At 55.8% G+C, this 12807-nt stretch carries 11 protein-coding genes; 9 read left to right on the forward strand and 2 right to left on the reverse strand.

All coding sequences use genetic code 11. The features are described from left to right. The first annotated feature begins 41 nt into the window (after positions 1-41). The 9 genes from RB_RS07050 to RB_RS07090 all read left to right on the forward strand — a co-directional run bounded on the left by RB_RS07050 (position 42) and on the right by RB_RS07090 (position 11422). Complete coding sequence (locus RB_RS07050; RefSeq protein ID WP_011119431.1) at positions 42-1976, forward strand: cation:proton antiporter; 1935 nt, start codon at positions 42-44, stop codon at positions 1974-1976. Next, positions 1973-2632, forward strand: a complete 660-nt coding sequence (locus RB_RS07055) for a hypothetical protein (RefSeq protein WP_007338171.1) — start codon at positions 1973-1975, stop codon at positions 2630-2632. Before RB_RS07050 ends, RB_RS07055 begins: the two co-directional genes overlap by 4 nt. 731 nt (positions 2633-3363) lie before the next feature. Then, positions 3364-5016, forward strand: coding sequence for a GumC family protein (locus RB_RS07060; protein ID WP_164921654.1), 1653 nt, complete (start codon positions 3364-3366; stop codon positions 5014-5016). A 197-nt stretch (positions 5017-5213) separates the two neighbouring features. Beyond that, the gene (locus RB_RS07065) at positions 5214-6491 is read left to right on the forward strand and encodes a glycosyltransferase (RefSeq protein WP_231846291.1); all 1278 of its coding nucleotides are present in this window, start codon (positions 5214-5216) and stop codon (positions 6489-6491) included. Then, entirely contained in the window at positions 6484-7212 is a 729-nt protein-coding gene (locus RB_RS07070) for a polysaccharide deacetylase family protein (protein ID WP_231846292.1), read from the forward strand. Before RB_RS07065 ends, RB_RS07070 begins: the two co-directional genes overlap by 8 nt. Before the next feature lie 119 nt (positions 7213-7331). Further along, positions 7332-7766 (forward strand): Fe-S cluster assembly sulfur transfer protein SufU, encoded by a 435-nt coding sequence (gene sufU / locus RB_RS07075; protein ID WP_007330765.1) that lies wholly within the window; start codon positions 7332-7334, stop codon positions 7764-7766. Continuing rightward, positions 7763-9058, forward strand: a complete 1296-nt coding sequence (locus RB_RS07080) for an aminotransferase class V-fold PLP-dependent enzyme (protein ID WP_011119436.1) — start codon at positions 7763-7765, stop codon at positions 9056-9058. The genes sufU and RB_RS07080 overlap by 4 nt, the downstream gene beginning before the upstream one ends. Continuing rightward, the gene (gene xseA, locus RB_RS07085; protein ID WP_011119437.1) at positions 9055-10383 is read left to right on the forward strand and encodes an exodeoxyribonuclease VII large subunit; all 1329 of its coding nucleotides are present in this window, start codon (positions 9055-9057) and stop codon (positions 10381-10383) included. The genes RB_RS07080 and xseA overlap by 4 nt, the downstream gene beginning before the upstream one ends. 40 nt (positions 10384-10423) lie before the next feature. Then, entirely contained in the window at positions 10424-11422 is a 999-nt protein-coding gene (locus RB_RS07090; protein WP_164921655.1) for a Kelch repeat-containing protein, read from the forward strand. A 30-nt stretch (positions 11423-11452) separates the two neighbouring features. On the opposite strand, the gene RB_RS07095 is transcribed toward RB_RS07090, so the two are convergent. Continuing rightward, positions 11453-11935, reverse strand: coding sequence for a hypothetical protein (locus RB_RS07095; RefSeq protein WP_164921656.1), 483 nt, complete (start codon positions 11933-11935; stop codon positions 11453-11455). A gap of 32 nt (positions 11936-11967) precedes the next feature. Beyond that, positions 11968-12699: a polysaccharide lyase family 7 protein gene (locus RB_RS07100; protein ID WP_011119440.1), complete on the reverse strand. Its 732-nt coding sequence runs from the start codon at positions 12697-12699 to the stop codon at positions 11968-11970. Positions 12700-12807 lie beyond the last annotated feature (108 nt).

A 12807-nucleotide genomic window follows, 5' to 3' on the forward strand; every position in this document is an offset into this window, starting at 1 on the left:
GGTTTCTGTACTTCTCCATCTAAAGCCGACGCATCCGCCACATGGATTTTTTGATTTACCTCGCCCTCGTGCCCGCCCTTGGTGTGACGGCACAATGGCTGGCGTGGCGAACGAAGTTGCCCAGCATTCTGTTGTTGCTTCTGTTCGGAATTTGTTTGGGCCACTTTGTCGTCCAACCCGATTCCCTGCTCGCTGATTTGACCGGCGGCGACGAAACGGCCGGGCCAAACATTCTGTTTCCGTTGGTTTCGCTATCCGTCGCGATCATCATGTTCGAGGGTGGGCTGACGCTCAAACTCAGCGAACTACGTGAATCGGGTTCGTCGTCTTTGCGATTATGCACGGTTGGTGCCGCGTTGGCCTTCGTCGGCAACACGCTGGCAATCCACTGGATACTTGGCTTCGCTTGGCATCTCAGTTTTCTGCTGGGAGCGATCTTGGTCGTGACCGGTCCGACGGTCATCGGTCCGTTGCTTCGCCAGGTCAAACCGAGCCGTCGAGTGGCGTCAACACTGAAATGGGAAGGGATCGTGATCGATCCAATCGGTGCGGTGTTGGCTGTGCTGGTTTACGAAGAAGTCGTTCTGGCTCAATCCGCGCCTCACTTTTCCAGCGCGCTGAAGTCGCTCGCCATCACGGGAGCAATCGGCGTTGGTTTGGGTGTCGCCGGCGGTGCATTGTTGACACAGGCACTTCGCCGTTACTGGGTGCCCGATCATTTGCACGGCGTGACGGCGCTGTCGCTGGCGTTGTTGCTGTTTGCACTGAGCAACATGATTGCGCACGAGTCCGGCCTGATCGTCGTGACGGTGCTGGGGATTTGGTTGACCAATCAAAAGCATTTCGATGTCGAGCATATCATTGAACTGAAGGAGAACCTTCGCACGTTGCTGATCGGTTGCTTGTTCATCGTGCTGGGGTCTCGCGTCAATCTGACGGACTTGGCGACGATTGGCTTGCCGGGAATCGGACTGATCTTTGCTTTGATATTCATCGTGCGACCGGTTTCGGTTTATCTGTCGTTGCTGCGTAGTCCACTGAACTATCGCGAACAGACGTTCATTGCCGGGTTGGCTCCGCGAGGGATTGTTGCCGCGGCGGTGAGCAGCGTGTTTGCGTTGTCGATGGAAAGCCGAACCGATCTGAACATTCCAGGATCGGATCAACTGGCGACGGTCACGTTCTTGGTGATCATTGGAACGGTTGCGGTTTATGGAATCGCCGCCGCACCGCTGGCACGTCTGCTGAAGTTGGCGGAAGAAACCAGCCGAGGTGTCTTGATTGCGGGTGCCGATGCTTGGGTGCGAGATTTCGCGGCAGAACTGAAGGCCGCGGGAATCCCCGTCTTGCTGGTGGACACCAACTACAACAAAATCAGCCAAGCCCGAATGGCGGGGCTGCGAGGCGAATGTGCCAACATTCTTAACGAACACGCCCGCGAGGATCTGGATTTAGCCGGCATCGGTCGGTTGCTGGCGATGACGCCCAACGATGAAGTCAACTCGCTCGCTCTTCGTGAGTGCCGAACGTTGTTCGATTCGTCTCGGTTGTATCAGTTGACATTCAAAAGCAAGAACACGGCGGGGCGTCGTGGACTGACCAAGAACTTGATGGGACGTGAGCTTTTCGGCGAAGGTTTGACGTTCACTCGCCTCTCCGAAATGCATGCTGCGGGTGCGAGTTTGAAAACGACGAAGTTGACCGAGTCATTCTTGTTCGCCGATTTTCAAGAAAAGTATGGCGAAGTGACGACCGTGTTGTGCGCCATCACATCCGAAGGTGCCCTCAACATCAACACCGTCGACGCACCCTTGGTTCCCGCGGCGGGGCAGACCATTTTGGCGCTGGTGAGCAGCACGCCGGTTCCGGACAAACACGCGGTGAAGGCCTCTAAGAAACGACCGGACCCCTCTCTGACCGACGATGCCAACAAGGACGATGAGGCGTCGTCCAAAGACGGGGAGGCAAACGCGTGATTGATCCGTTTGTTTTGACGGTCGTCTTCCTTCCGATCATTGGATACCTGCTACTGCTTTCGTTGATTCGCGTGAGCGGCCGAGTCTTGATAACGACTGGCGGACGTGATCTGTCTGCCCTCTTTTTCGCGATGGCCGGCATGGTTGCTGTCGGCCCGATGCAATTATTCTTTCCCAGTGCATCGGCGGCGCTGCTCGGGCCGTATGTTTGGTTACCGATGTTGTTGCTGTACGTGCTGATCTGCGGATTGGTGGTTTTGACTCGCGAGCCTCGGTTGGTTGTTTACGGACGGACCGCAAATGAGCTTTACCCCGCATTGCTGCGAAGCGCTCAAGCGATCGACTCATCCGCGGTCGGCGACGAGAAGAACGCTCAGGTTCATCTGCCGCAGTTCGGCGCCCACCTGAGGATTGAAGGGCATCAAGGATTTGATTGCGTGAGCGTTTTGGCCTTCGAGCCGATGCTTCCGCTTTCGTTCTGGAATCACTTGCTCGGTCAACTGCGAGTCCAGGTGCGCGGAATCTCGCCCCCCTCGCCTCGTCGTGGCTGGGCAGCACTCTTTGTTGCGTTGGCGATGCTGTTTTTGCTTGTCCGATCGGTGATGGGACGAGGAGACCAATTCGTTGAAGGTTTTCGCGAATGGTTGATTCGGTGAGCGAACGATTGGCCCATGTCGCAACAAATCGGGGTTCGATCTGAATTTCTGTTGCCAGCCCAATGCCTCGAGAACGGTCGAGACAGTTTGGCGTGAAGCTCACAAAATGGAAGATTCGCATCAGATCCGCCAAGTAAATGGCCGATCAACCTTGCTGCATGGGCAACTGAGCCTAAAATGCACACAGCAGACCTTTTGAGGTCTGTTAGGTGCAGTCACATAACACCGGCAGAGGGTTCATTTTTCGGGCACGCCTGAATCACTCAAAGACTTGTGCAGTAGCACGTCGAGATTCACGCGTTTCTCCCAGCGGCTTCACTCTTGCCGCCGAGTGGCTGTAACCGAATTGGACCGGCAGGTCGGATCGATGGATCCAGCCTGTCGGTTTTTTTATGCGCCGACAGAACCGAAGCATTCGTTCCGTCACCGATCCGACTTTTCGCGTGTTCGACGAATGGGGTGGAATTCGCTGGCTCCGGACGGATTCGGAGGCGATTTGACGGCGTTTGTCCGCGAGCGAGGGGCGGAGAATGATCCTTCGATCGCTGTTGATGCAGCAAAAATCAGTGTCGGGCTCGCTTACCCCTCTCGTTAGTCGCACAACGGATTAGACTGGGGCGGTCGGATTCTGGGGGTGGAATCCCGTTTCGATTCCATGACGACGTTGTCCGCTGCGGCCATTGTCGTACAGCTCTTTGCAACCGTTCCCGTATCTTGCTGCATCTCGCGACATGAATGAACGCTCCTTTGCCGAAGCCGATCATTTTCGCCCACTGCGATTGAGTGATCTCTGGCGTGCAATCAATCGCCATCGATGGTCAGTCGTCATTTGCACGCTGCTCCTGCTGCCCGTGCTGGCGTTTTGCGTCTTCCTGATTCCGGCTCAGTTTGATTCCTATTCGCAACTGCTGATCCGGTTGGGGCGCGGTGCGGTGTCGATGGATCAAACCGCGACACTCTCGCCAACCGTCTCGCTGCAAGACAGTCGCGCATCACAGGTCAACAGCGTTCGCGAAATGTTGCAATCTCGCGCGATCGCCAAGAAGGTCGTCGATGAAGTTGGTGTCGATCGTATTTTGGAACCACACAGTTTGCTTTCCAAGTCGATGCAGCAACTCGGTTCGCTGCTCCCCAGTGGTGAAACCAAACCCATGGGCGATCTGTCCGCTGAACAGGTGGAGAGCCAAATCGCGGAAGAGATGGCAATCAACAAGTTCCAAGAATCAATGAACCTGTTCATGGCAAAGGATGCCTACACAATTGACTTGGAAGTTCGCACCGAGGATCCATTCCTTTCGCGAGATTTGCTGAACGCGTTGGTTCACGTTTATCGCGAGCACCATGCGATGGCCCATAGCTCGTCGGGTTCGTCCGAGTTCTTCGAGGAGCAATCAAAGATCGCTTACAAACGAGCGATGGATGCAAAGGAAAAACTTCGCATCGCGAAAACGGAACGCGGGATCATCGACATCGGATCGGCTCAGTCGGCACTTCGTTCGTTGCTCAGTCAAGTTGAAAGCAACCTTGTCGATGTCGAACACGAACTCGCATCGATGAGTTCCCAGCGGGATCGATTGGTAGAACAGATCGAGCAGCAACCAGAAACCTTGCAAACACAAACCATTCGTGGCATTCCGAAGGCGACGGGCGATTCGATGCGGCAAGCGTTGTATGACCTGGAAGTTCGGTACAAGGAGCAGTCGGTCAAACTCAGCGAAGATCATCCGAAGTTGAAGGTGCTTCGAGAGCAGCTGGCTGCTGCGACCGAGATCGCTCAATCGGAACAAGGCGAGCGGCCTCAGACGACCGAGTCCACCAACCCGTTGAGGCAAGCCTTGATGATGTCGTGGCAGCAAACCAGCACGACTCTTGCCGGATTGGAATCCAAACGAAAAAACTTGGTATCGCAAGCCGAGTCGCTGCACGAGGAGCTCAAGCAACTCAATCGTGACGAAGTTCATCTGGCAGAACTGAGTTGGGAAACCGATTTGGCCGAAGCCGAGTACATGCGGACAGCGGAGAATCGTGACAATGCCCGGCTGATCGATCAATTGTCATCGGGGGCCGTCAGCGAAATCGCCGTCGTTCAGGAACCTTCGCTGGGACTGAAAAAAGTCAAACCTAAACGGTCAATCCTTTTGGTCTTAGCGGCGATGTTGGCGTTCGGTTTTGGCATCGTTCAGGCGTTGCTCCGCGGCCTGCTCTTGTCGCCTCATTCGGCGGATTTGGATGCTAGCCGCAATCCACCGACTCGCCGCCGAAGCGATGCGGGTCACGGCCGATATCGTGGATCAGACAGCGTTCGAGGATTCAACAAGCCACCTGAATCGGAGCCCGCGATGGAGTCCGAGGAAAATGGTGGGTTGACGGCGGTCCCTCGCTGAACGAATTTTTCCGTAGAATAGGCGAGACCTTTGCTCGTTTGCCCCAACTTCCTCGCTGACCCACGGCGCCCATCATCGCCATCCGAATCCTAGCCGTTCACAGCTACTACCGCCTTCGCGGCGGTGAGGATGTTGTATTTGATGCGGAAACGCAGTTGCTGGAATCGTATGGCCACGATGTCACTCGATTCACACGGATGAATGATTCCATGTCGGGCGCGGGAGCATTGGCGAACGCTAGAAAAACCATTTGGAACCACGGCATCGCGGACGAAATTCGCGATGTTGTGAATTCCAAGCAAATTGACGTCGTTCATTTCCACAACACGTTCCCCGCGATGTCACCGGCGGCGATCAAGTCCGCTCATGATGCGGGTGCCGCGACTGTGCTGACGCTGCATAACTCGCGAATTCTGTGTCCCAAGGCGGTTTGTTTCCGGGACGGGCAACCCTGCACGGCTTGCGTTACGAAAAGCTTTGCGACGCCCGCGATTCGGCACGCATGTTTTCATGAGAACCGATTGGCGTCGGGAGTGGTTGCCGTCAAAAATTGGCTGCATCGAAGTCGAAAGACTTATCAGCGGTCACTCAATTTGGCCATCGCACCCACTGAGTTTGTCAAAAAACGATACGAGGATTCGGGGCATCCAATGCCACCGATCGTTGTCAAACCTCACTTCGTCGAATCCGATTTGCCACTTGGAGAAGGCGATGGCGGCTACGCTCTATTCGTCGGTCGGTTGAGCGAGGAAAAGGGATTGAAGGTGTTGTTGGATGCTTGGGATCGTCTGACCCAGCCCATACCTTTGAAGATCATTGGTGATGGACCACTCCAGCATTTGTTGGATGTGCCGCAAGAGAACGTCGAATATCTCGGACGCTTGGATCAAGATGCGGTCTACAGAACGATGGCAGACGCGGCGATTTTGATTTTGCCTTCTCACTGTGCCGAGTCGTTTGGCCGAGTTGTCGTCGAAGCGTTCGCTTGCGGAACACCGGTTGTCTGTGCGAACCAAGGCGGACAAGCTGAATTGGTGCATCCTGGTGTCGGCGCGTTGTTTGAAAGCGGTAACGCGAGCGAGTTGGCATCAGTGGTGGATCGGTTCGTTGAGAACGCAGAAGAGACCATTGCGATGCGCGATGCGGCTCGCTCGGAGTTCGTTTCCAAGTACACGGCCGAGATCAATCATGCTCAACTGCTCGACATCTACCATCAGGCACTGATCCTGCGTGGGCGGACTGATTTGAGTCGGCTGACGGATCCCGATTTGCGAGTCGATCCGAAACACGCCCGGACTCCGTCGCACTCAGGTTCGTCAACAAGAGATTCTCAACACGCGAATCTTCCGCTTAACCAATCATCGACCTTTGCCAACGACAATGCCCCCGAATCCGAACAGTCCCATGACACCGAATCGATGCGTGGTCACGACGAGCTGGGACGACGGGCATCCTCTGGATCACCGCTTGGCTGATCTTCTGGTCCGCTACGACTTGGCGGCCACGTTCTACATCCCTCGCAAATCTCAACTGGAGACCTTGCCAGAGGAGAAAATTCGCGAGCTCAGCCAGCGGTTTGAGATTGGGGCTCACACGATGGATCATCTGGCGCTCACGACTTTGCCGGATGTGGAAGCTGAACGCCAAATTCACGACAGCGGAGTTTGGGTAGCCGATGTGACCGGTCGGCCCTGCAAGATGTTTTGCCCGCCGTTGGGCAAATTTCAGCGAGAACACGTCAACGCGATCGCTCGTCATGGTTTCACCGGATATCGGACGGTGGAATTGTTGCGGTGCGATCCGCCCAAACGTCGGGTACGAGGCGACTACGTCCGCGGCGACAAGGGATGGGAATTGTCGTCCATGACGACTTCCGTGCAGGCTCACCCGCACCCGAGATCGGCGTACCTTCGCAATGCAATGAAGCGAGCCGCGTGGGGACCGTTTCAAAGGGCATGGAAATTGTCCGGAAAGACGACTTGGGTCGGGATGGCCGAGATGATGTTGCAGGAAGCGGTACGAACGGGTGGTGTGTTCCATTTGTGGGGCCATAGCTGGGAAATCGAAGCGAACGACCAGTGGCAAAACCTCGAGAAGGTGTTTGAAACGCTGGCAAACGCGGTTCAGTCGGGGAACGCCGTCACCGCGACCAACGGAGAAATTTGTTCGTGTGAAAACCCCGCTTCCCTTTTTTGACAACTCGCATAGAGTTAAATAGGCGACGGGTGGAATCAGACGCACCGCTGGGAGGTTTCTTCGTCGCCAAATATTGATGCGACTCCTCCGACCGCGAACACACGACACACCATTCGAACATGCCGAACGAGCAGGACATTTACGAAGAACACGTGCTGGATCACTACGAAGACCCGTACCACCGTGGGACTTTGGAATCCGCCAGCCACATGCATGAGGGGAACAACCCGCTGTGTGGCGATCGGATCGTGATCACGCTGAAATTGGACGATTCGGGAAAAGTCGCTGAGGCTTGGTTCGAAGGCGAAGGTTGCGTGATCAGTCAAGCTTCCGCGTCGATGTTGATTGAGCGGATGGAAGGCAAGACGATCGAAGAGGTGAAGGCGTTCACCGCCGAAGAAATGTTGGAGTTGTTTGGACCAAAGTTGACGCCCAACCGACAGAAGTGCTGCCTTCTTTCGTGGAAGATTCTTCAGTCCGCGTTGCATTCACCCATCGACGAAGACGGTGATTCGTCCGCACCGGGCGGCCCATCGCTCGGGGAAGAACAGTGATTGTGACAACGTCCCCATCGAAATTAGATGTCGCGAAAATCCGTGACGACTTCCCCATTTTGGGCATCCGTTCGGCCAGCGATCGACCGCTGGTTTATTTCGACAACGCGGCCAGCACTCAGCGTCCCACTTCGGTCATCGAAGCGATGAGTCGTTGCTATCGCGAATACTACAGCAACGTGCATCGCGGCATTCACACGTTGAGTGAAGCGTCGACGCAAGCTTACGAGAACGCCCGGGCGACCGTCGCGTCGTTCATGAACGCTGCGTCGACCAACGAAGTCATCTTTGCCGCCGGAACAACAGCCGCGATCAATACCGTCGCGCGGACCTGGGGTGACCAGAACTTGTCGCAGGGCGATGTGATTCTGTTGTTGATCAGCGAACACCACGCGAACATTGTTCCGTGGCACCAGCTTGCCGAACGTGTTGGTTGCCGCGTTGAGTTCATCCCCGTTGACGAAGAATTTTTGATCGACGACGAAGCAGTCGCTTCCGCGATCGAAACGCACCAACCCAAGCTTTTTGCATTTGGTGCGGCGAGCAACACGCTTGGCACGGAATATCCCGTCAAACGTTGGACCCGGATGGCTCACGACGCCGGAGCAAGCGTCTTGATCGATGCCGCTCAGGCTGCACCGCACTGGAAGATGGACGTTCAAGATTGGGACGCTGATTTCGTCGTTTTCAGCGGACACAAGGTTTGCGGGCCGACCGGTATCGGGGTGCTCTGGGGACGCGAGAGCTTGTTGGACTCGATGCCTCCGTTTTTGGGCGGCGGCGGCATGATTCAGACGGTCACGACCGAAGGTTTCACTTCACACGCGTTGCCAGAGAAATTCGAAGCCGGCACGCCGCCAATTGTGGAAGCGATCGGGCTCGAAGCGGCCATTGAGTACCTCACTCAGGTCGGCATGGACAACATTCATGCTCACGAACGTCAGCTTGGTTCACGCGCTGACGCGGGGCTTCGCGAGATCGCTGGCGTCCGCGTCATCGGTCCCACGCCGGAACACAAGGGCGGAATCAATAGCTTCGTGATCGATGGTGTTCACGCGCACGATGTCTCGCAGTTTTTGGACGGTCAGGGAGTCGCAGTGCGTGCCGGCCACCATTGCACAATGCCGCTGCACCATGCGATTGGCGTGACGGCGACCTCGCGTGCGAGTTGCTATTTCTACAACACGGTGGACGAAGTCGACGTGTTCTTGCAAGCGGTTTCCGATGTTCGAGATCGGTTTGCGAAAACGGGGCGACGTCGCCGCTCACGGGCGAGCCGTTCTGACTCATGAGCGACAGCACCCAGTTTTCGCTGTTTGATTCTGGCGATGACGAACCGGCGAAGGTCACCGCTCCCAAACGCAAAGTCGCCCGGAAGAAACGAAGTTCTTCCAGCAGCGACGATGCGATCTCGATCAGCGAACTCACCCGTCAAATCAAGTCGACGGTTGAGTCGGGTTTTCCTGGTGTTTGGGTCGCCGGTGAGATCACCGACATCGCGCGACCGAGAAGCGGCCATTTATATTTCACGCTGAAGGATGAGCGTTCGCAGATTCGAGGTGTGATGTGGCGAAGTGTTGCCGAACGTTTGCCCTTTGAACTGGATGATGGTCAAAGCGTTCTCTGCATGGGCGATGTCGAGGTCTACGCGGCACGAGGTTCGTACCAATTGGTCGTTCGCAAATGCCAACCTCAGGGCATGGGCGCGTTGCAACTCGCATTTGCTCAACTGCAAGCGAAATTGCAGGCCGAAGGTTTGTTCGAACCGGAACGAAAACGATTGTTGCCACGAGTGCCCCGGCGGGTTGCAATTGTGACCAGCCCCACCGGTGCCGCGATCCAGGACTTTCTTCAGGCCGCCGCGCAGCGTCACGCCGGAATTGAAATCGTACTCATTCCCGCTAGCGTCCAGGGTCCGGGAAGCGTTGAATCGTTGATCGACGGGATGCGAGCGGCCCACCGGATGCGTCCCCAACCCGATGTCTTGATTGTTTCGCGGGGTGGCGGATCGCTGGAAGACCTTTGGTCATTCAATGATGAACAACTGGTGCGAGCGATCGCCGCATCGAGAATCCCAACTGTGTCGGCGGTTGGTCACGAAATCGATGTCACGCTCGCGGATTTGGTCGCCGACGTCCGAGCATTGACTCCGACCGATGCGGCCTCACGTGTCTTACCCGACCGCGATTCGATGGTTGCGGCACTGGACGCCCTTGGCCAGATGATGGCAACCAATTTGTTTCGGCGAGTTCATTCTGAACGTCAACGATTGGAAAATTGGGAGTCTCGGCCGGTCTTTCAAAACCCGTTTGAAATGGTTCATGATCGCAGTCGTGAAGTCGACGATTGGGACGAACGTGGTCGATCGGCGATCTGGCGGCGTCTAGAACAGGCTCAAGCAAAGCTTGCAACCGTTGCGGCGGCACAATCCGCTTTGTCACCACTCGCCGTGCTCGCTCGTGGTTATAGCGTGACGCAAACTGATGCCGGAAAAGTGGTCCGTTCCACCGGCGACGTTCAGCCAGGTGATTCCTTGCGAACTCGGCTGACCGACGGTGATGTCATCTCCGTCGTTTCACGACATGAGTCGAAACCGGGCAACTCCGATTCGGCGTAGGTGTCGTCGATCCATTCATTCCCACCAACTTGATTCCACCATGATGCGTTTATTGATCTGCACCCTGCTTCTCTTCGGAACGGCCTCGTCGCTACACGCGGATTCACCTGATTCCAAGCGACCTACTTGGCAGACCATTGAAACGAACGGCAAACCGACGGCACGTCATGAAGCGGCGTTGGTGGGGTTTGAAAACAAGCTCTACTTGCTGGGCGGTCGCCGCATCAATCCCGTGGACGTCTACGATCCCGCGACGAATGTTTGGACGGAAAAGTCGGAAACACCTTTGGAGTTGCATCACTTTCAGGGAGTTGTTGTTGGCGATGCGATCTATTTGATGGGCGCGATGACGGGCCCCTATCCGAAAGAGACTCCGCTCGAGAAAGTCGTTGTCTATCATCCCTCCGAGGACCGATTTGATTTTGTCCATTCGATTCCGGAATCACGTCGTCGCGGAGGTGCCGGCGCGGTGTATCACGATGGATGGGTTTATCTGATCGGCGGAATCACCAACGGACACGTTGATGGTTGCCGCCGTTGGTTTGATCGCTACGATCCCAAGACGGGTGTGTGGGAGATTCTGCCCGATGCACCTCATGAGAGAGATCATTTCCAGGCGGCGATCATTGGCAATCGTTTGTACGCCGCGGGTGGGCGAGTGACATCAAAACGCGACAACGCGGTCTTCTCGCAAACAATCAGCAAGATCGATGTGTATGACTTTGACACTGGTCATTGGCTCTCCTCGGACAAGTGCCCCGATCTGCCGACCGAACGTGCGGGCAACAGTGTCATCGCCGTTGATGGAAAGCTGGTTGTCGGTTGCGGTGAGAGCGCGGACCAAAAGTCGGCTCACGACGAAGTCGAGGTGTTCGATCCGGAAACGAACGGTTGGTCGGCATGGCCCTCGCTGAAACAAGGCCGACACGGGACAGGTCTGGTTCGCATTGGCGACGCAATCTACACCGCATCGGGAAGTGGCAATCGCGGTGGCGGGCCCGAACTTGAATCGACCGAACGATTGCAGCTCGCGAAGTAGCCCTGATCGCATCAGGCGACTTCATCGCCGTCACTCACGATGGTTCATCGCATCCACCGGCTGAACCGCTTCAGGTAGTTTGGCTGATATCGGTTTGTGCGGGGCGAGTTCTCCGTTCATTAGAACCGGGTATCGACTGTGCTTTGGCATTGGTCCGGCCCAACCATTCCCAACACGATTCGGCGTTGGAAGTGGATCAAAGTGAACCCGATACTGAACAACCCAGTACCAGCGATCATCTTCAGAACGTACCAGGGTGGCCCCCGCGAGATCAAAAACAAAACTGTCGGTCCTGCCCTCGGGTGCGATGCGTTTGTGAAAATCCGACGCAATCTGAATCGCGTCCGCGGCTGAAACGGGAATCGGCCCGGCACCCGGATTCCATGCGGGTGTCGCTTCCAACGATTCTTTGGTCACAGAAAAGACTGTCTTAGCATCCACGGGCCGAAATTCCTTTGCTTGCAACGATGAACAAAGCGAGAGGACAAAGAGGCCCGTGATGAACAATTTCATGAGAAGCATCCGAGGGGACAACGAGTTGGCGGCTACTGGTCTTCGGTATTGATCTCGTCGAGTTGAAGCATCGAGATGACGACCTCACCGTAGGAGTCAGCGTCGTCTCCCTTCTTCAAATTGGATTGGGTGTAGCAACCGGCTTTGAAGTAGCACCCGTCGCGTGACACTTTCCAGTTCATTTTCTCTTCGCCGTTGTAGAAGACGCGAACGTGTCCCTTTCCAGCTTCGATCTTCAGTTCGAATTCGGTTCCCAGTTGGTAGTGACGTTCCATCATCACTTCGCCGACTTCATTGCGTTCGATGAATAACTTCTCGCCCTCTAAACGCACCATCATCAAATCGTCGTCTGCGTCATGAATTTGCGCGCACACGACATGCTTCTTCTTACGAGGTGTGGCTGTAATGGCGACCCGCACGGTCATTGTGTGAATCGTTTTGTCATCCGTGCTCCAGTCTGCTCGGTTGACCTCGTCGGGGGCCATTTCGCGAAGTTCACAACGAGGGAAACTGGATCCCTTGGTTGTTGCACCGCCACAGTGCGCGCGGAAGACCACCCCGGCCTGATCTCTGACGTGGAAGTGCTCTGGGTGCGAGAAACTCGCCAACTCAGGTTGCCGGATTTCTGATGGCGACCCCCGTTTGTCCGACTCAGTCGGCAACGTCAGACGCCATCGAGAAAGATCGAGAACGTCGGCGGGCGTTTCCGCGACAACCGTTGGCAAAGAAATCACGATCAAACAAGCTGTCAGTAGCAAACGCATTTATTGACTCGGGTGTGACGACCGACCGGCGAACGGAGTTGTCCGCCTGAGATCGTCCATGGTAGTCAACTGCGAGCCCCGGTTGATGGGCGCGCAACTCTCCACCGC

It is taken from the genome of Rhodopirellula baltica SH 1, from assembly GCF_000196115.1.
Lineage (GTDB): Bacteria > Planctomycetota > Planctomycetia > Pirellulales > Pirellulaceae > Rhodopirellula > Rhodopirellula baltica.